The sequence below is a fragment of the Aliiglaciecola sp. NS0011-25 genome, assembly GCF_040370605.1.
GTDB lineage: Bacteria > Pseudomonadota > Gammaproteobacteria > Enterobacterales > Alteromonadaceae > Aliiglaciecola > Aliiglaciecola lipolytica_A.
In genome coordinates this window covers 154,820-175,960 of sequence record NZ_BAABWR010000001.1, presented here as the reverse complement: position 1 = coordinate 175,960, position 21,141 = coordinate 154,820, and the positions used below count along the sequence as shown (strand labels likewise).

The window sequence follows — 21,141 nt, the reverse complement described above, 5'->3', positions numbered from 1 at the left end:
AGAACAATCGTATGCCCGTTATCAAAATCTCAGGTTGTCATTATTCGTCATCAGAAATTGATTTCCCTCCTACGCTAAATTGATAATAAACATCCAAAGCTTGCTCTATTCCGCTTGTTGCTTCTAAAAACAATTTAGGTAATATCTGATAACGCAAGGCTACCTCAGTTGAAGAGTCAAACACATTTACGCCATAACGTAACTGCACTCCCGGTGCTATATTTCCTGATAATGAAATTTGCGTACCATCGTCGTCACTGTTGGCGCCTAAGGCTAAATCCTCGATACCTAATTTGCGGCCTAATTGGTCGACCTTATTTTCGCTTCCTTTAAGTCCTTGGCTTAGCAGTGCTGCAGCGAGAACTTGATCATTGGACGTTTGACTTTCGCTAGACATGCTTTTACCCAATAGTAAGTATGATAACGCCTCACTTTGGATCATCGTAGGAGTCGAGAATACCTCGACTGATGGTTGCTCCGCAGCACCTGATACTCGGACACCGGCAATAACATCGTCTTCGGTTTTGCTTTCGTCACGAATGGCTTCTATATCTAAGCGCGGATTGTCCAATGGACCTGAAAATAAAATATTACCTTTTTGAATGACTAAATCTTGACCGAAGGCCTTATAAGTCCCATTAACTAAATTAAGACTGCCGTTACCAGTTAACCTCTGGTTTGACTGTTTTAGCTCTAAGGAACCGCGAAGGTCGGTCTTTAAGCCGAATGCTTCCAATTTTACATCGTCAGTTTTTTTCGGATCAATGTTGACGTTAAAAACCATATTTAGGTCACGAGTTACGGTTTTTTCCTCAACAGGTTGATTGACTATAATGGTATCGTCAGAGGGTGATTGCGCATTGGCCGGTAAGTCTTTAACTTTAATGCGGGCATAAAAGACATCTGTACTGCCGGACACATTGATTGCCTCTTTCGTCATTTCTACCTGTAAGTTGGGAGAAAAGCGGGTTCTGACTAAATCGCGATACTCCAATTCAAATGTATCTCCTTTAAGGCTGAAATCACCGATTAACTCTTCCGTCCAATCTAATGTCCCAGCACTGCTACCTTTGCCATTACCAAACATAAAGTCACCTTTGAGTTTGGCACTCTGGCCGGCAAATTCCATATCTTGGTTCCAGTCTGAAACCCGCCCAGGTATTTCTTCTCCAGCAAAGTTGAAGTTTTTGAGTTGTAATTTGCCGTCTAGAAGTGGGGTTTTTAAATCGCCAGATAGTGCTAAGTTGCCATTCACAGTTCCTGATAGTTCTGTTAATTGGGGGATCAGTTCTTGATATGGCTTGGCTAAAATATCTTTTAGTTTTAACTCCCCCTGTAAGTTGCGCTTTTGTTCGAGGTCGGTGATGGTTAAATCTAAATCAATTGCGCCAGAGCTCTGTGTTTGAAAGTCAAAATGGGAAATGACTTGTTGCCCATCCACAGACATATCAAACGCGAGTTTTTGCATATCTACAGGCTTTTTTAAGCCCTTTATTTTTACAGACGTCGGTGAAAAATGTCCTGCAACTTTGGCAACAGGTAGGGAATCTGCCTGCCATTTACCTTTTGCGGTGAAAAAGAATTGAGTATCAGTGGATATGTTCTGTAACTGTGGAACAAATTGACTGACTATTTGTAATAGTTCCAGTTGATTGCCATGTATATCGAATTCTGCAATTTGGTTTTTAAAGGAGGCTTGATTAACACATAGTTCGGCCTGTTGGTCATTCCAACAATGTGCATCTATTTGGTAGTGCTGGTTCTGCCAATCAGCTAAAAGTTGGGTGTTTTGCTGATCTAGAGAATATGCACCCCATTGGCTGGTGAAGTTACCAGTTATCCACTGGCCAACCCATTTTGTTTCTTCAAGATGACCTTCGATTGTGGAATCTATCTGAAATGCTTGGCTATCGACTTTGGTAATCAGTTTATGTTGCTTTGCGTCACCGGCTAGTTCGAATTGAATCGTATTGATAGGTTCTTGATTAATCACCAGCTGTTCAAGGTTGGTGCGAATATCAAAGCGTTTATTTTCATCCCAATTTACACTTCCTTTTGAGCTTAAGCTGTGCAATGAAATTGTTTGATAGTTAACTTGCGATGCTGTTAATTCATATTCAACTTTCGGTTCAGTTAAAGTACCTGAAATATTGGCGCTTAGTCCTGTGCTTCCGTCCAAATCCGGATACAGTTGAGTTAACTCTTTGCCAATAAAGTCTAATTTTGCTGCAAGAGTATTTTGATTGTCGAGTTTTCCTTTGAAGGTGAGCGTGTTTTCACCATTGGCCAAACTTAAACTCGGAATGTCTAACCCCGAGTTTTTATCATAGGAAGCGTTACCAGCTGCTTTGAGCGGATAACCTAACCAATTCCCATCAGCACTAAGCTTGTCTATTTTGGCTTGCAATACGTCTGAACCGTACACACCACTATGCATAAGGCTTGCGTTAATATTGCCCTCTAAATCCGACCAGAATAACCCAGGTTGAATCTGTTCAACTAGAGCTTTACCTTGCCAGCGGGCTACATCGGTTAACACAACTACGCCGGAGGTGTGAATATTTCCCCCAAGAGTATTGATTTGAGCCTTAGTCAGTTGAATTTTTTGGTTGTTACCACTTGCTGCAACCTGCACCTGACTGGTGGGAATTCCGGTAGCAGATAGGCTAGTTTGCAAATCGAGCTGATAGTTCTCCATATCGCCCACTAAACTAAGATTTCCTGACGAAATATGTATCGGTTGTTGTGCGGGCAAGGTCACTGGTTGCCAGTTTATTTTAAGATTTATTGGTAGCTTCGGTGAGTCTAATGTAGCGCTTCCTTGTGCTGTAGCATTGATGTCCCCAGTTATTTGGGTGTCGAATTCTAAGGCTTTTAAATCACCATTGGCGTTAGCCTGGAGCACCAATTGATTCTGGTTGTTGTCGGTGGTTTGCGCCTTACTAGAAAGGGCCAACAGATAATTTTTGCTTAGCGCTAAATCGACTTGCACATTGATCAATTCATGTTCCAAGTCGAACTGTTCAATAGTAAGACTGCTGTCCTCAATAATTACTCCGGTTGATAAACGGTTGAATGCAAAAATTTCCTCATCTACTTGCATAATACGGGCATTGCGAATAACTATCTTTTTGCCATTAATATCAATGGGAATCATCAATGGTGGTAACTCAACGGGTTGATATTGCCAGTTAGAGATTTGCCCAATATTAATCGTGGGTTGTTGATCTGTAGCAGCTTGCTCAGGCGGTTCATTATTGGCTAAAACGATCTTTGGCTGGCGTATTTCCAATGATTCTATATTCAATACCTTGTGCATGTTTAGGTTGGCCAATAACGACTGCCAGGATATTTTGGCGACGTTTTCAATCTCTACTGAGAGATTATTGAGTTGGATGTTCGGTGCAATTACAGCCACGGGTAAGCTGATTTTTTGCAAGGCTTCTTGTGTCTCAGTTGGCTCAGACTCGCCCACAGTAATTGTGGTTTTGCCTAAGTAAAGTTCGCTCAAGCAGACTTGCATTAATAAGCTACATGACCAATCAATATTGGTTTTTAAATTGCTGGCATCAATATCTATAGTGCTAGATTGGAATTTGATTTTTTGAAACTCAAGCGTCCCTAGTAAACCACCTGATTTGTGCCTAATGTTCAGGCCATCAACGGAACTGTTGGCGATGGCTATGACGCTTGAGGTTCCCCATGGCGTGAATAAAAAGCCGATTAGACAAATTAAAATGATTAGTATGTATGCGGTCCATTTCCCCGTGCGCTTTAACCACATCATATAGAAGGCCCCATCGCTAAATGAAAACGTACTGAATTACCGTAATCACCATGTCCACTGGCAAGATAAAAGCGAATTGGACCTACCGGAGACATCCAACTTGCGCCGACACCTAGACTGTAGGCTAATTTCTCTAAAGGCTTGTTGCTTGCGCCCCCCACATCCGTGAATATTGCCGCTCGCCATTCATCTGAAACCGGGTAGCTGTATTCGATACTTGCCACATTCAAGTATTTTGCTCCAAGTAGCTCACCATCTTCACCATCATCATCGATTTGCCTAGGCGCAAGTGATTGATAGGCGAATCCTCTGACACTTTGGTCGCCACCGGTAAAATAGCGTAAATCTGATGGTACTTGGTCAAAGTCATTGGTTGATAGAGCGCCGACTTCGGCACGCATTAAGAACCGATGTTCCCCAATACTTCGTAACCACTTGGTTTGAAATGTCACTCTGGCCAAGTTGATATCTGAAACAACAGCGTCGCTTGCTGTTTCAATAGTTACCAACTGCAAATCTCCCCAATTCACATCTAAACCGCCTCTACTGCGATGACGGGATAGGGTGAAACCTGGAATTAACAGCGTGGTAGTTTGCAAAGGTGTTTCTGCTTGTTGGAAGCGAGATTGCTCTAAACGGACGAACGCAATTTTATTCCACTCATTATCTTCACCAGTCCAATGTCGCTGTAAAGCCAGTGAAATCGTGTCACTGTTAGTATCATTATCATATAGCGACTTCACACCAAGTTGGGCTGATACATAGTTATTTAACGGATCTTCAATGGGAATTTTATATTTCACACTAGCCGTTTGTTTGGGCTCAGAAACATAAATATTTGCGCTCATACTGTGCCCATCGCTATTTACCCATGGTCGCTGCCAACCCAATGTAACCCTAGGACCTGTATCCGTAGCGCCGCCTACTCCGACATTAAAAATATCTCTGGGACGACTTACTGCGACAACTTCAATTGGAATCTGATGTTGCTCAGCTTCGCCCAATAATGGACGGGCAACAACTTGCTGAAAGTACTCAGTTTGCCCCAAGCTTTGGTTAAATTCGCCTAGCTTAGACGCAAGATAGGGGTCACCCTCTTTAAATGGGAGAACTTGCATAATAAGTTCAGAGGCTCTTTGATCCTCAGGTATCTTTAATTTACCAAATTGATAACGTGGACCTGTCTGGTATTCGAGACGGATTTGCGCGCTGTTTTGTTCTACATCCACCTTTATTTCACTAATAATAAATTTACTATCAAAAAAGCCTCGGTTTAATGCAACGGAATCGAATCTAGACTTGGCAGATTTATATTTACCATGAATTAATGGCTCCCCTTTTTTGATTGGAAACTTATTGATAATACTTTTGAATCCTTCGTCTTCTTTACCATCACCAGTAACTATGACATCTAGTTGAGTAATTTTTACTTGTGGACCTGTTTTAAGTTTTAACTTGAGTGAGCTACATTTCTCGCTGGAATTGTAAGCAATCGAATCGATGGAGAGATTGTAATAGCCAAATGCGCGGCCAGCTTCAGTGACTTTGTTTTCAATGGTTATTTGCTCATCTACAGATAAATTGCAATCCGCTGGAGCTGAGAGCGTGCTTAGGTGTGCCGCAATATTGGTTTCCAAATCGCTATCATCTACGCCCTCTAAAGACACATCAATAGCAACAGCTTGGCGACAAGCCAAAACAAGCAAGAAGCTTAAAAACCAAGCATTTTTTAATTTCTTAAACACTAAATAAATAACCCTACTGATTAGACCCACATACTCGAAAACGGTTTTATATCACTGCAAAAATTATGATTAAGCAAAAACCATGACAACTTAATTAGATAGTGCGTGATTAGAGTAAGAAGAGTGCTCCTAAACCAAGAAAAGACACAAATCCGACAATGTCAGTGACAGTGGTCAAAATCACTGAGCCAGACAATGCAGGATCTAACTTTAGCTTATCTAACAGCACAGGAACCCCTACGCCAGCCAGAGCAGCGGCACATATATTGACTAAAATTGCACAACCTATTACCAGCCCTAACATTCCACTACCAAACCAATATGAAGCGACAGTGGCAATGACTATTGCCCAAATAACCCCATTTAAGCCGCCGACTTTTAGTTCTTTGATCAACAACGCTTTCAGGTTTGCAGCGTTTACTTGCTTAAGTGCTAATCCACGAATAATCAAAGTTAAAGTTTGACTACCTGCAATTCCACCCATACTTGCTACTACTGGCATTAAGACCGCAAGTGCCACTACTTGTTGCAAAGTGGCTTCAAATAAACCAATAAACCATGACGCTAAGAAGGCCGTAAGTAAATTAATGCCTAGCCACAATGCCCGATTTTTAGCGCTCTTTTTAACCGAAGAAAAAAGATCCTCATCTTCATCCATACCTGCGCCGGCCATTAATTGGCGCTCATATGATTCATTTAATAATTCACATGCTGAACCAATATCGACCCGCCCTAGAAACTTAAAGTTTTCATCTACCAATGGCAGGCTGGTAAAACCCGAACGTTGAACGCTAAGTGCGGCGCTATTACAATCATCACTGGCTTTAACAATGGTAATATCATCCTCGGCTATATCTGCCAAGGGAGTGTGCTCTGGAGTTGAGTAAATTTTGAAAAGCTTCACCGCTTCAGAATATTGCCCGGCTCTGTTTACCAAATAAATACAATCTGCATAATCAGGAATTTCTCTGCGTAAAAATCGTTTCGCATCGCTGACCTTTGCAGACAAGGGTAAAATCAAGTTTTCTGGGTTGCGCCAATGGCCTATTTGCTCTTCTGAATATTGATTTGCACCTTCGTATAATTGCCTTTGCTTCTTATCCATCGCCTCTAACGCGAGATCCAATAATCGGCTATGCAAAGAATCTGATAGCTCTAGTAGGGATTCAGCATCAACGTCGGTGAATAGTGCTTCTAATTCTTCATCAGGAGTGGCCGCGAGTAAGGTTTCCCTTGGATCGCCACGCATTTCTACCAATACATCGAGTTGCTTATGTCGGGGCAAAGCATGCCACGCGCTAATGCGTTGCTCCAGCGGCAAAGACTCCAATAGCAGTGCTATATCAGCCTCATCTTGAACTGCTATTTTACTATGTATTATCTCGCTATCGGATTCATCATCGAGATTGACGGCTTCGTGGATTAAATCGGAAATTTGATCTGCCATTTTACTTCACCTTAATTTATAACCATTTTTTCCACAGCATGGCTGCCAACATAATTATTGCGACTATCACCATTGACGACGCTAAATAATTAAACGCTTCTGGATTCTCAGTACCTGGTAACCCCGCTACATTCATACCAAATATCCCAGTTAAAAATGACAGCGGAAGAAAAATCGCAGTCACTAGGGATAAAACATACATACGCATTCCTTGCTGCTCAGCGATGCGGTTACGAAGCTCATCTTGCAGTACCATTGAACGTTCTTTAGCTAAATCGAGATCCTCAACATAGCGAGTCATGCGATCGGTCAAATCTCTTAGTTCATAGGCTTGCTCTTGACTAAAGAATTTGGCCATTCTGTATAAGTTGTCTAATGCGTCACGTTGTGGCGCTAGATAACGTCTTACGGCCGCTGATTTTCTGCGCACCATGCTCAGTGCATAACGGTCAGAACTTTCGAGTCCACCTTCCGCTTCAAATGCTGACAGCTCTTCGTCTAGCGCTTCAACGACCTCACTAATTCGACTGGCGATTTTACCTATGAGCAATAAAATAAAGTCAGCAGTATCGGTTGGCGCGTCGCCACTTTCAATCATACTCTTGGTATCTTGGACTGAATATAATATGCGGTCTCTGCGACGAGCCGTAACAACATGATGATCATTAAACCAAATGCGCAGTGACACCATGTCTTCTAATTCGGAATCTGGGTTGTAATTTATGCCACGTAGATAAATCAAAATACCATTGTCTTGTAACAACGCTCTTGGACGAGTTTCTAATGCAGACAATGAGTCACATATCACATCAGATAAGCCTAGCCCTTTCATGGTATCCCATGCGTCAGGGGTGTCAGCTTGGAGATGAACCCAGTTGTAACCAGCGCTGATCTCTGGCGTGAATATATCGGCAGTTTTCCCATCACTACTAACCCCTTTTTCATCAACAAATAGTGACCAAATGAGACTCGTTTGTGATGAATCAAGTTGACTGTGGTTAGACATCTTTATTTCTCCTTTTACAGCTTCTTCGCTACAACGTGATAGTGCCCACAATACAAACGTCCATTTGTGAGAAGGCTGTTTCAACCTTGTGCTGAATAAATATTTGTCGACATTAAATCGAACATGCTTTCTGCTTATCTACCTAGGTGATAAATAGTGGAGTTCAATAGGTTAATTATAGTCGCGCGATCATCTTCTATTAGGCATATAATAACAATATATTTTGTGGCTTTAGATGCAGTCTTACGAGACTATTTGATTGTGGATTAGGAATGCGCAATAAAATCGCCTAAAACAGCAAACAAAATTAACTTTTACTGTGCTCAAACAGAATAAAATAGGTTTAAGGAAAAGTCGTGAAATTAAGGTTGCTTGTGATACTGGGACTAATGATGTTTCTAACCTCGTTCAAAAGTTCCGCGTTTGTTTTTACCATTTCAGAAAAACAACTAAATGCAGTGCTTTTGCTGAGTTTCCCCATTGTTCGGGAATATCAGGGCGTGGAAGCAACGTTTTATGATCCTAGTGTAAAATTAGACGCACTGGACAAAACCGTCGATATCACTACCACAATAAAAGGCTTACAGGATGGTAAATTGTTTATTGCCCGTGGCACCATCGAGGGCCAGTTTGACTATGATCCGTTAAATCGACACCTCAGAATCGAAAAACCCATTCTCAAAGATTTCAAAATGATTGAAAATCAACTCGAAGATAGTGAGCATGCTGTGCGAACTATTAAACAAACTATTGGACGTAATTTACCAGAGATTATGCTGGTGGACTTCAACCAACTTAAAATGGGCTTTGGTGAGATAGCTCCAAAAGATGTTGATATTACCCCACAGGGATTAGCTATTACTTTTTAATCGCACAATCTGTGCAGTATTGACTGAATCAGATTGTTGCCTATAACGTCATATCGCGACGAATTTAGGCTCTTCAATTAACTGCTTGAAGGTTGAATTTTATTAAATTCAATAAACCATAATTCCATAAACTCTTGCATGATCTTTTGTTCGATTTCTATCGCTCTTTCTGTGGGACAAAAAATAGTACAGCGAATTTCAGTGTGACCAACATTGTTGGTAGACACTTCAATGACAGGTTCTGGCCCAGGTATTTTAACATCGAGTCTTCGCTCAATTATTTGATTGTAACGGGTTGCCACTTCGTAGAAATCTGCGCATTGTTGCTGAGCTTTTTCTCGCAAATTTTCAATGATTAAGTAAGGGTTAATGTCTTCATCACGGGTAATGGTAAAGTGGTGAGTAACATAGCGCTTTAAGAAGTTTAGGTTTTTGATAGGGCTGCTAATCAACCTATTGTTCGGTACAAACAAGGTTTTACCTGAGTATTGATAACGATCGATGTCCACTTCCAACATAGTGGTTTTAACCCAGTCGATGGCTGATACTTCACCAGCGAAACCGTCAACTTGAATCCAATCGCCAATCCTAAACGGACGCGTAGACATCACGTAAAAGAATCCAATAATACACTGAATAAATTCTCTCGTTGCAATCACAATTGCCACAGCAAATGCAGCGATGGAAAGAGCAAAATTTTGAATTTCATTTATCCAAAAGCTGAGTAGTAATACGATCAAAATGAAATTCAGTAAGTTTTTAATATTACTTACTAAATAGCGTTTATCTTGACGCTTTTTCTTGGCCCTAGAGCGCACTAAGCTAACTAACAGGTATTTGAGAGAAATCAACACAATGGCAACCGCCAAAGTGGAAATTAAACGATGTTGGTAAATCAATTCGATCATGTTGAGAATGAATTATCCTTGGTTTATGCAGTTTTATGGTTTGCAGGCGTACCGAAATTATAACTGCTAGGCTACATGACACTGCGGATTAGTACAAAACGTTTATTTATTGCACCTTCAAAGAGGAGAAATAGACATTCAAATTTAGAATGTTTTTATGCCTTTTAGAGACTATTCTTTTAATTCGTCAAAGGGGTGTTTAAATCACGCCATCAGCCCATTAAAAGTGCTTTGTAGTTTAGCTAAAGCTAAGTACTATAGGGCCCAGTTTATTATACGGAGTTTTACAATGCGTATCGCTATATTATCGCGAAATCCTAACCTTTATTCTACCAAAAGACTAAAGGAGGCCGGCGAATCGCGGGGACATACAGTTGATATTGTCGATACCATGCATTGTTATATGGATGTCACCAGTAGTCGACCATCAGTTCGTTATAAAGGTCGTGCTTTACCTAAGTATGATGCGGTTATTCCTCGAATTGGCGCGTCTGTTACTTTTTACGGTACTTCGGTTGTAAGACAATTTGAAATGATGGGCACGTTTTCCATAAACGAATCCGTTGCGATTAGTCGTTCTAGAGATAAATTACGCTCATTGCAATTGTTATCTCGCAAGGGTATTGGGATGCCAAGAACAGGTTTTGCTAATCATCCAGACCGGATCGACGATTTGATTAAAAACGTTGGTGGCGCACCAGTGGTCATTAAATTGCTAGAAGGAACCCAAGGTATTGGGGTGGTGCTAGCTGAAACTCAAAAAGCAGCGGAATCGATTATCGAAGCTTTTATGGGACTCAACGCCAGTATTTTAGTCCAAGAGTTTATTAAAGAGGCAGGCGGTTCAGATATTCGTTGTTTAGTGGTGGGTGGAAAAGTGATAGCCGCCATGAAACGTCAGGCGGCTGATGGCGAGTTTCGTTCAAATCTGCATCGTGGTGGAACAGCGAAAATAGTCAGATTATCTCCCGAAGAACGCAAAACAGCGGTAGATGCAGCTAAAACCATGGGATTGAATATGTGTGGCGTTGATTTGTTGCGTTCTAACAATGGCCCTGTTGTGATGGAAGTTAACTCGTCCCCAGGACTCGAAGGAATTGAAAAGGCAACCAACAAAGATATTGCTGGCATGATCATTGAGTTTCTCGAAACCAATGCCAAGCCCAATAGCACTAGAACTAAAGGTAAGGGCTAATGGAGCAACTCATTATAGGTGGCGTTGAAATTCTACCGGGTGAGAAAAAGCACGTACATATTGAAATGCCACCTCTTTATACCGATACCAATATGTCTATTCCCGTATATGTGCAAAGAGGAAGACGACCGGGACCAACTATTTTCGTCAGTGCCGCAATTCATGGTGACGAATTAAATGGGATTGAAATTGTTGGTCGCTTGATTCGCAATCGCTCAATAAAAAATTTACGCGGCACCTTAATTGCTGTGCCTATGGTGAATGTTTATGGCGTTTTGAATCAAAGCCGTTATTTACCCGATAGACGTGACTTGAACCGTAGTTTCCCCGGTAGCAAAAAAGGCTCTCTGGCCGGCCGAATCGCGCACACTTTTTTGAAAGAAGTAGTGGCAAAGTGCGATGTCGGGATAGACTTGCACACAGGGGCAATCCATCGCAGTAATTTACCCCAAGTTCGCGCTAATTTGGATGATGAAGACACGCTAAATATGTGTAAGGCATTTGGTTTACCAGTCATGCTCAATGCTGATATCCGCGATGGCTCATTGCGTCAAGCTGCCGCTGACTTAGGTGTAAAAGTGGTATTATACGAAGCTGGTCAGGCACTTAGATACGATGAGTTTTCTATTCGTGCGGGCGTCAAAGGTATTATCAATATAATGCGCGACATTGGCATGTTGAATAAAAGTAGCTCCAAAAAAGAACATGATATTGAGCCTTTTATAGCTCGCCAAAGTGGCTGGGTAAGAGCCCATGAAAGTGGCTTTGTACAGCACATTGCGCAGCTTGGTGATCATGTAGAAAAGGGCGACCCTTTAGCCAGAATTGCCGATCCCTTTGGCAATGAATTAGGCACGCTACTGTGCCCAGCTGAAGGCATTGTTATCGGTAAGCAAAATATTCCATTGGCCCAAGAAGGTGAAGCCATGTATCACGTTGCCTATTTTAAAAAGCCGGATACAGTCGCTGAAAATGTTGAATTGCTACAAGACAACTTAGTATTGAATGAAGCCCCAATGGTTTATTAAACGGGAACGTTAAAATATGCAGACATACCAAAATATGCCAGTAATTGGTGCTTTAGAGCTTTGTAACTTACCTGAATTAGCTATTCAGAATTTAAATATTCGAGTGGATACCGGCGCGACAACCTCTTCTTTGCATGTTGATGATATTGAAGAGTTTGAAAAAGACGGTGAAACCTGGGTGAGTTTTAACATTCATCCAGACATACACGATGTAAATGAAATTGTTAGGCGGGAAGCCAAAGTGGAGGCTGTGCGTAAAGTAAAAAGCTCTACTGCAACACGAGAACGTCGTTACTTAATTGAAACGCTTTTAGAAATAGCCGGTGCGTCTTGGAAAATTCATCTTAGCCTTACTGACCGTTCGGAGATGACCTATTTGATGTTGCTAGGCCGAGAAGCTATGAGTGGGCGATTAGTGGTAAATCCTGGGGAAGAGTATTTGCTTGGAACTAATCCGTAATGCAAACTGCCCGTCAGTTGGCGTTCAGTTTTGCGCTATGATGCACTGCAGGAATGGCTTTGGAAATTGCTGTTAGTGCTGAAAACACAATTGTTGCTATTTATTTATTAAGTAAACCGAGGGAGCCTCGCGTATATTTGGCGCTGGAAACTTTGGAAAAGTGGTTATTTGATGTCGGTTAAATCGTTAAAACAACATATTTTTAGGTTATCAAGTGGGTTGGTGTTGCTGTGTGCGATCGCCATTCTGACCAACGTTTGGATATCAACGATTGACCAAGCGAAGTTGCAATTAGCAAATAATCTTAAAGTCGCCGAATCAGTATTTACCCAAGTACTTGATGCCAGAGAGGACCTGTTGATTAGTTCAGCTGAGGTACTCACTTCTGATTATGGATTCAAAACTGCTATAGGTAGTCAAGATAGTCCAACCATTGATAGTGTTCTGAGTAATCATACAAAGCGTATTTCAGCAGATTTAATGGCCCTGATATCTCTTGACGGCACTGTTACCAACAGTACCTCTGGGCGTTTAATTGTAGGCAATGAATTTCCTTTTCCGCAATTTATAGAACAAGCTGTTTATGAAGGTGGTGCTAGCGAAATTTTGCTGATAAATGACAAATTATATCAAGCAATACTATTGCGGGTAAGAGTTCCTGGGGCACCAGCTGTCGCTCTGGTGGGCTTTGAAATAGATAGAAGTGTACTGGATTTGATGAAAAGTATTACCCAGTTAGATGCCACCATCAAAGTCTATCGTGACCAACAACAAGTGTTTGTCACCTCCACCTTAGCTAAAGAAGCTGTTGACGCTAGTGTAATGTTTGAAAACCAGGATATTTCTTGGTTTAAATTGTCTTTTATGCCAGAGCATCAAATTATATCTAAGTCATTTTTGCTGAAGGAACGAGAAAACGGTCAGATATGGGCCATGATGTCAGAAGATTCTGAACGATTGTTTGGCGAATTCAATCAATTGCAAATCAAAGTAAGCGTTATTGCATTGTTAAGTGTGCTTTTAGCTTTAATACTTGGTGCGCTGGTGGCACGAAAATTATCCAAGCCTTTGGGGCAGTTGTCTTTCGTGGCACACAAAATCGCGGCCGGAAATTATGAACAGCCCATTGATATAAAGGCTAACACCGTCGAAATTGATGAGTTGGCGTCTTCCTTTCAAACTATGCAAGCTAATATTCATGAACGGCAAAAACAAATCAGTTATCAAGCCAGCCATGACTTGCTGACAGATTTACAAAATAGGTACCAGATCAGAGATGTGATAGCTAAAAAGTTTGCGACCAATCAACAGTTTCAAGTTATTGGAGCCAACATTATAGGTTTTAGAGGTGTTAACGATATTTTCGGTTATCAAAGTGGCGACGACTGTCTACAGACCATTGCCAGTCGTTTTAAACAACTCGGTGGCGAAAGTGCAAGATTAAATGGTGGGGAGTTTTTGTGGATCCCTGAAACTCCTTTGTCACTGGAAAAACTAAAAGATATCCAAAAAGAAATCGAATTGCCGATCATAATTGATGAAGTTGTGATGAATATTAAATTGGCAATGGGCATGTTGTGTTGTCCCGAAAACTGTGACGATACCGAAAGTGTGTTTAAACGATTAAATATTTCATTGGATGAAGCGCGTATATCTCCTAGCTTACTCGTTAAGTACCAAGACGATTTTGAAAAACGTTATACCCGACGATTAGCCATAATATCAGAACTAAAATATGCACTGGTGTCGGCTAAATCTGAGTTAAACATGGTTTACCAACCAAAATTAGACTTAAAAACAGGTCAGGTAACCCACGCCGAAGCATTGATTCGCTGGAACAGCAAGTCGTTAGGATTTGTGCCGCCCGATGAATTCATTGGTATTGCAGAACAAGCTGGCCTTATTGGACAGGTAACCGACTACGTGATTCGCACGGCGATAATGGATGCAAAGCGGGTGTCTGAGAGTGGGCTGGATATTTGTATTGCCATTAATTTGTCTGCTAAAGATATCCTTAATCCAAATTTACTTGGTGCTGTTGAGCGTCATTTAAAACACTATAAAGTGGCAGCAAGCCAATTATCATTTGAAATCACAGAAAGTGATTTGGTCGCCGATCCACAAAAAGCAGTAATAGAATTAAATAAATTCAGAGAAGTCGGGTTTTCATTAGCGATCGACGATTTTGGTACTGGTTATTCTTCACTGGCCTATTTGAAACAATTGCCGGTTTCCGAACTCAAAATTGATAAGAGCTTTGTTTTAAACTTGGCAGATCAAAGCAGTGATCAACAAATTGTACAAACGATATTGGAATTGGCGCATAACTTTAACTTAGGTGTTATTGCCGAGGGAGTCGAAAACCAAGAAACCCTTAAATTATTAAGAAAGTGGGGCTGTGATTGGGTGCAGGGCTACCATGTTTGTAGGCCGATAGCGGTTGAAGATATGATTGAGTGGTGTTTGCAAAATAAACCAACTAACTGGTTTGAATAAAAACTGCTATTTGTAAAAAACCGTAATTCACTGGAAATTTCTCGCATTTGATGATGATTTGAAGGTTTCGTCATTCTTTCGTGATACTTTCGGGATAATTTCCATCCAGAATTCTTCTCGTCAACTAACTTATTGTCGAGGAAAATTTATGAAAACAAGTACTAAAATGCTTACCGCTAGCCTACTGACCGTTGCTATGCAACCTGCATGGTCTGCTGACCTTACCGTTGAAATCCAAAATCTTACCCAAGGTATCTATTTCACTCCTTTACTAGTAGCTGCGCATACGCCTGAAGCTAGTCTGTTTGAATTAGGTGAAACTGCTTCTGCTGAAATTGAAGCTATGGCTGAGATGGGAAGTTTAGACGGGCTAATGAGTATCGGGACTTCGGTTAATGCCAATATGGTAGCCGACCCCGCTGGTGGTTTACTCGCCCCATCATTATCTACAAGCACAGCTCTTACTACTGATGATTCCAATACAGTATTATCTATTACCGGAATGATTTTGCCATCCAATGATGGGTTTGTTGGACTCGATAATTGGTCAATTCCTAGCGAAGCTGGAACCTATACTTTCTACTTAAATGCTTATGATGCTGGTACAGAAGCAAATGACGAATTGCGTACTAGTATGCCTGTGCCTCCTCCACTTGACCCGCTATTAGGCAGCAATGGTTCTGGAGTGACGAGTGAAGAGTCGAACAGTACCGTTCACGTTCACCGAGGTAATATCGGGGATGCAGAAACGGATGGTGGTACAAGCGATATAGTGAATAGCATTCATCGTTGGTTAAACCCGGTTGCCAAAGTTACAGTAACCGTAAACTAGGAGGCTGTTATGTTGCAATTATTTAAAAACAAGCCGCTACGTTTGGCTATTCTTGCCTCTATTACTCTTGGTTTAGTTGCCTGTAATGACGACGATGATCCTGAAACCCCATTACCGCCTGTGGCCGTGGATGTGACTTATCAAGTTACGGTAACTAATCTAACCAATGGACAGCCACTATCACCGATTGCTGTAATACTGCACTCAGATGATAACCTTTGGATGATTGGTGATTCTGCGTCAGTTGAGTTAGAAACTATGGCTGAATCTGGTGACAACTCAAGCCTGCTTGGTTTACCCATGGTTTTAGCTTCTGCCTCTGGTGATGCACCTGTAGGTCCTGGTGTTAGCGAAACCTTTGAAGTGACTATAGAGGACGTCACCGATGCTAAACTAACCGTTGCGACAATGTTAGTGAATACAAATGATGCTTTTACCGGTCTTAATGCTTGGGATTTATCTCAATTAGCTGTTGGAGATACTTGGAAAGGCGCAATGGCTGCATATGACGCGGGCACTGAAGGTAATTCTGAAGCTGCTGGGACTATTCCTGGACCTGCTGATGGTGGTGTCGGTTTTGAAGATGCGCGCGACGATGTTGATTACGTAGCAATGCATCCTGGAGTGGTTACTTCAGCTGATAACTTAGCCACATCGGTGTTGGATTCTCAACATAAATTCGACAACCCTGTAATCAGTATTAGTGTGTCTCGAATCGAATAATAGGGCTACACTCAGTTAACTCTAGTCAATCGAGCTCTAGTAAATTGCAAGATGCTAGAGTTAACTTTGTATTTTTTAGGTAGTGTAAAATGACAGATAATGTGCTCTTGGTAGAAGACGATAACGATATTGCAAATTTGATTCGACTTAATTTATCCGAATTAGGCATTGAAACTACGCATATTGATAATGGTAAAGCTGCCTTAGAGTGTGCACTTAACGATGATTATTCGTTAATGATTTTAGATGTCATGCTGCCACAGATAAGTGGATTGGATATTTGTCGTCAGGTCAGAGATAAGAAACCTCAACAAGCGATTATCATGTTAACGGCAAAAAACTCAGAAACTGATCGTGTATTAGGGTTGGAGCTAGGTGCCGATGACTACATGACAAAACCTTTCAGCGTTAGGGAATTACAAGCAAGGGTGCGTTCGCAGCTCAGAAAAGTCGCACTGCTAGCTGATGCCGGTCGTAACATCGAACCTGAAACTGATAAACCATTGACCATAGGTAGTTTGGTGATTAATCAAAAAAATCACTTAGTACTGTTTGATAATGCAGCCCTGGATCTCACCGCTACAGAATTTGAGTTACTTTTTCATTTGGCCAGTCACCCAAATCAGGTTTTCAGTCGCAGTCAGTTACTTGAGTCAGTTTGGGGATACCATCACAGTGGTTATGAACATACAGTGAATTCCCACATAAACCGTCTTAGAGCTAAGATTGAAGAAGATGCCACTTCCCCACAAATTGTGCAAACTGTCTGGGGCGTTGGTTACAAATTTAACCCTGAAGGTGTCCATAAATATGCGACAAACAATTGATTTATAAATATAAGTAAATGTTTTTTAATTCCAATTTAATATGATTACGTCGTTTAATTTTAGTCAATATAAGGCATACTAGGTGTCGCAAATTATTGACACTGTTTACCTTTGACCCTTTTTTATCAGCGCAATGTCAATTCTTAAAGATTAACTAATTCATAGGGAAGTGACTTTGGGCAACACTATACTTATCGCTTTTTCGCTAGTCCTCGTGATAGAGGGTATTGGACCTATGTTGTTTCCTAAACGTTGGAAAAGTTATATCTATCAAATTGCCACTCAACCAAATGAACAACTTCGCACTATTGGTGGTGTGATGGTGACTATAGGTGTAGTCAGCTTGTTCTTCCTACTTGAAAAATAAAATGACGAAAAGTGTGTAAATTTGTTGTTTTTAGACGCTGCAAACATCTTTTTACTGAAAAATTACGATAAGTTAGCAATAAACCCCAGAGAAATTGAAAAAACGGATGATTTATCAGCACAAATTTTGGTAGAATCCACGCCTAATTTCCTGACAGTTTTTCTTCAATGGCTAAAAATGTTGTAGTGCTCGGTACCCAATGGGGTGACGAGGGTAAAGGTAAAGTAGTAGATTTACTCACAGATCAAGCGACCTATGTTGTCCGTTATCAAGGTGGACATAATGCAGGTCATACGCTCGTAATCGACGGCGAAAAAACCGTTCTTCACTTAATTCCTTCCGGTGTTTTACGCGACAATATTACCTGTGTCATAGGTAATGGTGTGGTGTTGAGTCCAGAAGCGTTATTTAAAGAAATGAAAATGCTTGAAGACCGAGGAATCCCGGTAAAAGAGCGTTTGGTTATCAGTGAAGCCTGCCCGTTAATTCTTCCCTACCATATAGCTGTAGATATGGCTCGAGAAGAAGCGCGCGGAGCTAAAGCAATAGGCACAACTGGTCGTGGTATAGGTCCAGCTTATGAAGATAAGGTTTCTCGTCGCGGCTTACGTGTGGGCGATTTGTTTAATGCTGAAGACTTCGCTGTTAAACTGAAAGAAATTCTTGAATATCACAACTTTGTACTGACTCAGTATTATAAAGCTGAACCTGTGGATTTTGATACCGTATTAAAAGATGCCCTAGCGGTAGCCGACGTATTAAAATCAATGGTTGTTGATGTCACTGACGTATTGGATAAAGCCAGATTGCGTGGTGATGCCATTATGTTTGAAGGGGCACAAGGAACTTTACTCGATATCGATCACGGTACCTATCCTTATGTGACTTCATCGAACACCACTGTCGGTGGTGTGGCAACCGGTTCTGGTTTTGGTCCTCTTAATCTAGATTATGTACTAGGTATCGTAAAAGCCTACACCACTCGAGTGGGTTCAGGGCCTTTTCCAACTGAATTAGATTGTGAAGTTGGTCAACATCTTGGTATCAAAGGCCACGAGTTTGGTGCGACTACAGGTCGTAAACGTCGTACGGGTTGGTTTGACGCTGTAGCCATGAAACGTGCCGTTCAAATTAACTCAATTACAGGTTTCTGTTTAACCAAACTAGATGTGCTTGATGGTTTAGAAGAGTTGAAGATTTGTATTGGTTACAAACAGGCTGATGGCTCAGTAAAAGACGTGCCTCCTATGGCTGCAGATGATTACGAATTGATCACACCTGTTTATGAATCTATGCCAGGTTGGAGCGAAAACTCCTATGGTGTAACCAACTATGATGATTTACCAGACGCTGCGCAAAAATACATTAAGCGTATTGAGGAAATCACTGGGGTACCAATAGATATTATTTCAACAGGCCCTGACAGAAACGAGACGATTATTTTACGTCATCCATTTTCTGCATAAACCTTGTTGTTCGCTATCATAAAGCCGCTTTTAAGCGGCTTTTTTTATGGCGCAATTATTAACAATAATTCATCATAACCATTGCATAATTCGGTTATAGCTATATGTGTAGTTATAGATACTTGAAAATTTTATGAGGTGCTTATGAATACTGCCAGTCAAGATACTGGAAAACCTGCGCAATCTAGCGATATTCAGGACTTAGTGTTGGGAATACGTGAAGTGTTTGCCAGTGGCTACAGTAAAGAGTATCAGTGGCGAGTAGAGCAGCTCAAGCAACTGGAGTTATTAATCCATGAGAAACAGGATGTTTTACTTGCAGCCCTAGAACAAGATTTGGGGAAATGTAAAACAGAAGCATGGATATCTGAATTAGGCTTTGTGCTAGGAGATATTCAACATACTCTTAAGCACTTAAAAAAATGGATGAAACCCCGAAAGAAATCTACTCCACTGGGGGCGCAACCGGGGAAAAGTTATATCTTGCCTGAACCCCTTGGAACTATTTTAATCATTGGTGCTTGGAATTATCCCTTTCAATTGCTTCTTGCACCTTTGGTGGCAGCGATAGCAGCGGGTAATTGTGCCGTTCTAAAACCTTCAGAGTTAGCCGCTAACATGTCTAAACTCTTAGCTGAACTCATTCCTGAATACCTTGATAATAATGCCTTTGCGGTGGTGGAAGGGGCTGTTGATGAAACCACAGAATTATTAGCCCAACGATTTGACCACATTTTTTATACCGGCGGTGAAGCGGTAGGGAAAATAGTAATGTCAGCTGCGGCTAAACACCTCACGCCAGTCACACTCGAACTGGGAGGGAAAAGTCCCTGCATTGTCGATAATTCGGCGAATATTGACGTTACTGCGGCGAGAATAGTTTGGAGTAAATGGATGAATGCCGGGCAAACCTGCGTGGCACCTGACTATGTTTTGGTTGATAAGAGCATAGCAGACCAATTGTTGGTGGCGATTGAGAGAAAAATAACGGCGTTTTATGGGGCGGCAGCTGAAACGAGTAAAGATTATGGCAAAATTATCAACCAACGACATTTTCAGCGTTTAGCTAATTATTTAGAAGGTCAAAATGTGGTTTTTGGTGGCAAGCAAAACATTCAAACGGGTTACTTCGAGCCGACTTTGGTTCTTAATCCGCCGTTAGACAGTGAGCTAATGCAACAAGAAATATTTGGACCAATCTTACCTATAGTCACATTAGATTCAATTGACCAAGCGATTCCTTTTGTTAACGAGCGATCTAAACCTCTGGCTTTGTACGTGTACACAAACAACGATGATTATGCGCAAAAAGTGTTGCATCAGACGTCAGCTGGCAATGTCTGTGTTAACGATGGATTTATGTTTATGACCAATCCTGACCTACCTTTTGGCGGTGTCGGTAATAGTGGGATGGGAAGTTATCATGGTCAATCTGGCTTTGACCGTTTAAGCCATTTGAAAACGGTGATGGAGCGTAGTTTTAAATTTGATGTTAGTTTGCGTTACCCACCTTTTAGTAAATTCAAATTATCAATTTTGAAAAGGATTTTATAATGAACGACAGTGATATCCGTCCCTTTCATTTAGCTATTCCGGTCGACGATTTGCAACAAGCTGAGCGTTTTTATGGGGAGGTCATTGGTTGCTCGAAAGGACGGCAAAGCGAACAATGGATAGATTGGAATTTTTTTTGGACATCAGTTGGTTACACATTTGGTTGAAAATATGCCCTCAGCAGCCAAACCCAATGAAGTGGATAATAAATCCGTTCCTGTACCGCACTTTGGCGTGGTGTTGAGTATGCAAGATTGGCACGCATTAGCTGAGCGAATGCAACAACACAATACCGATTTCGTTATTCAGCCATACGTGAGATTTGCCGGACAAGTTGGCGAACAAGCTACAATGTTCTTTCTTGATCCTAGCGGCAATGCTTTAGAATTTAAGGCGTTTAATGATTTACAACAATTGTTTGCGGTTTAAAT

At 41.3% G+C, this 21,141-nt stretch carries 16 protein-coding genes and 1 pseudogene; 12 read left to right on the top strand and 5 right to left on the bottom strand.

The window, feature by feature from the left end; translation table 11 throughout:
- Positions 1-40: 40 nt before the first annotated feature.
- The 4 genes from tamB to ABWV72_RS00800 all read right to left on the bottom strand — a co-directional run bounded on the left by tamB (position 41) and on the right by ABWV72_RS00800 (position 7,985).
- A complete protein-coding gene (tamB, locus tag ABWV72_RS00815; protein ID WP_353368342.1) occupies positions 41-3,787 on the bottom strand; it encodes an autotransporter assembly complex protein TamB in 3,747 nt (1,248 codons plus the stop codon).
- A complete protein-coding gene (locus tag ABWV72_RS00810; RefSeq protein ID WP_342805369.1) occupies positions 3,784-5,532 on the bottom strand; it encodes an autotransporter assembly complex protein TamA in 1,749 nt (582 codons plus the stop codon). The genes tamB and ABWV72_RS00810 overlap by 4 nt, the downstream gene beginning before the upstream one ends.
- A 109-nt stretch (positions 5,533-5,641) precedes the next feature.
- Positions 5,642-6,979: a magnesium transporter gene (locus ABWV72_RS00805; protein WP_216049090.1), complete on the bottom strand. Its 1,338-nt coding sequence runs from the start codon at positions 6,977-6,979 to the stop codon at positions 5,642-5,644.
- A 16-nt stretch (positions 6,980-6,995) separates the two neighbouring features.
- On the bottom strand, positions 6,996-7,985 hold the full coding sequence (locus ABWV72_RS00800; RefSeq protein ID WP_342805367.1) for a zinc transporter ZntB: 990 nt from the start codon (positions 7,983-7,985) through the stop codon (positions 6,996-6,998).
- A gap of 356 nt (positions 7,986-8,341) precedes the next feature.
- On the opposite strand from ABWV72_RS00800, the gene ABWV72_RS00795 reads away from it, so the two are divergent.
- Positions 8,342-8,854: a hypothetical protein gene (locus ABWV72_RS00795; RefSeq protein WP_216049088.1), complete on the top strand. Its 513-nt coding sequence runs from the start codon at positions 8,342-8,344 to the stop codon at positions 8,852-8,854.
- Between the two features lie 77 nt (positions 8,855-8,931).
- Here ABWV72_RS00795 and ABWV72_RS00790 read toward each other — a convergent pair whose 3' ends face one another.
- Entirely contained in the window at positions 8,932-9,762 is an 831-nt protein-coding gene (locus ABWV72_RS00790; protein WP_216049087.1) for a mechanosensitive ion channel family protein, read from the bottom strand.
- A 289-nt stretch (positions 9,763-10,051) separates the two neighbouring features.
- Here ABWV72_RS00790 and rimK point away from each other — a divergent pair, with 289 nt between their 5' ends.
- The 11 genes and pseudogenes from rimK to ABWV72_RS00735 all read left to right on the top strand — a co-directional run bounded on the left by rimK (position 10,052) and on the right by ABWV72_RS00735 (position 21,139).
- The gene (rimK, locus tag ABWV72_RS00785; protein ID WP_216049086.1) at positions 10,052-10,957 is read left to right on the top strand and encodes a 30S ribosomal protein S6--L-glutamate ligase; all 906 of its coding nucleotides are present in this window, start codon (positions 10,052-10,054) and stop codon (positions 10,955-10,957) included.
- Entirely contained in the window at positions 10,957-11,985 is a 1,029-nt protein-coding gene (locus tag ABWV72_RS00780) for a succinylglutamate desuccinylase/aspartoacylase family protein (protein ID WP_216049085.1), read from the top strand. The genes rimK and ABWV72_RS00780 overlap by 1 nt, the downstream gene beginning before the upstream one ends.
- Before the next feature lie 16 nt (positions 11,986-12,001).
- Entirely contained in the window at positions 12,002-12,445 is a 444-nt protein-coding gene (locus tag ABWV72_RS00775) for an ATP-dependent zinc protease family protein (RefSeq protein ID WP_342805361.1), read from the top strand.
- Positions 12,446-12,616: 171 nt separating this feature from the next.
- Complete coding sequence (locus tag ABWV72_RS00770) at positions 12,617-14,941, top strand: bifunctional diguanylate cyclase/phosphodiesterase (protein ID WP_342805357.1); 2,325 nt, start codon at positions 12,617-12,619, stop codon at positions 14,939-14,941.
- A 148-nt stretch (positions 14,942-15,089) separates the two neighbouring features.
- A complete protein-coding gene (locus ABWV72_RS00765; RefSeq protein WP_353368341.1) occupies positions 15,090-15,773 on the top strand; it encodes a spondin domain-containing protein in 684 nt (227 codons plus the stop codon).
- A gap of 9 nt (positions 15,774-15,782) precedes the next feature.
- The gene (locus tag ABWV72_RS00760) at positions 15,783-16,496 is read left to right on the top strand and encodes a spondin domain-containing protein (protein WP_353368340.1); all 714 of its coding nucleotides are present in this window, start codon (positions 15,783-15,785) and stop codon (positions 16,494-16,496) included.
- 89 nt (positions 16,497-16,585) lie between these two features.
- Positions 16,586-17,323, top strand: coding sequence for a winged helix-turn-helix domain-containing protein (locus ABWV72_RS00755; RefSeq protein WP_353368339.1), 738 nt, complete (start codon positions 16,586-16,588; stop codon positions 17,321-17,323).
- Between the two features lie 175 nt (positions 17,324-17,498).
- Positions 17,499-17,690 (top strand): DUF2065 domain-containing protein, encoded by a 192-nt coding sequence (locus tag ABWV72_RS00750; RefSeq protein ID WP_216049079.1) that lies wholly within the window; start codon positions 17,499-17,501, stop codon positions 17,688-17,690.
- A 167-nt stretch (positions 17,691-17,857) separates the two neighbouring features.
- A complete protein-coding gene (locus ABWV72_RS00745; protein ID WP_216049078.1) occupies positions 17,858-19,156 on the top strand; it encodes an adenylosuccinate synthase in 1,299 nt (432 codons plus the stop codon).
- 144 nt (positions 19,157-19,300) lie between these two features.
- Positions 19,301-20,710 carry an aldehyde dehydrogenase family protein gene (locus tag ABWV72_RS00740; RefSeq protein WP_216049077.1) on the top strand — a complete coding sequence of 470 codons (1,410 nt, stop codon included), beginning with the start codon at positions 19,301-19,303 and terminating at the stop codon, positions 20,708-20,710.
- A pseudogene (locus ABWV72_RS00735) lies at positions 20,710-21,139 on the top strand (VOC family protein). The gene ABWV72_RS00740 and the pseudogene ABWV72_RS00735 overlap by 1 nt, the downstream one beginning before the upstream one ends.
- The last annotated feature ends 2 nt before the right edge of the window (positions 21,140-21,141 follow it).

Excerpts from the sequence above, each read along its gene's own strand:
- tamB (WP_353368342.1), bottom strand. The coding sequence starts at position 3,787 with ATGATGTGGTTAAAGCGCACGGGGAAATGGACCGCATACATACTAATC.
- ABWV72_RS00805 (WP_216049090.1), bottom strand. The coding sequence starts at position 6,979 with ATGGCAGATCAAATTTCCGATTTAATCCACGAAGCCGTCAATCTCGAT.
- ABWV72_RS00800 (WP_342805367.1), bottom strand. The coding sequence starts at position 7,985 with ATGTCTAACCACAGTCAACTTGATTCATCACAAACGAGTCTCATTTGG.
- ABWV72_RS00790 (WP_216049087.1), bottom strand. The coding sequence starts at position 9,762 with ATGATCGAATTGATTTACCAACATCGTTTAATTTCCACTTTGGCGGTT.
- rimK (WP_216049086.1), top strand. The coding sequence starts at position 10,052 with ATGCGTATCGCTATATTATCGCGAAATCCTAACCTTTATTCTACCAAA.
- ABWV72_RS00780 (WP_216049085.1), top strand. The coding sequence starts at position 10,957 with ATGGAGCAACTCATTATAGGTGGCGTTGAAATTCTACCGGGTGAGAAA.
- ABWV72_RS00775 (WP_342805361.1), top strand. The coding sequence starts at position 12,002 with ATGCAGACATACCAAAATATGCCAGTAATTGGTGCTTTAGAGCTTTGT.
- ABWV72_RS00770 (WP_342805357.1), top strand. The coding sequence starts at position 12,617 with ATGTCGGTTAAATCGTTAAAACAACATATTTTTAGGTTATCAAGTGGG.
- ABWV72_RS00765 (WP_353368341.1), top strand. The coding sequence starts at position 15,090 with ATGAAAACAAGTACTAAAATGCTTACCGCTAGCCTACTGACCGTTGCT.
- ABWV72_RS00760 (WP_353368340.1), top strand. The coding sequence starts at position 15,783 with ATGTTGCAATTATTTAAAAACAAGCCGCTACGTTTGGCTATTCTTGCC.
- ABWV72_RS00755 (WP_353368339.1), top strand. The coding sequence starts at position 16,586 with ATGACAGATAATGTGCTCTTGGTAGAAGACGATAACGATATTGCAAAT.
- ABWV72_RS00745 (WP_216049078.1), top strand. The coding sequence starts at position 17,858 with ATGGCTAAAAATGTTGTAGTGCTCGGTACCCAATGGGGTGACGAGGGT.
- ABWV72_RS00740 (WP_216049077.1), top strand. The coding sequence starts at position 19,301 with ATGAATACTGCCAGTCAAGATACTGGAAAACCTGCGCAATCTAGCGAT.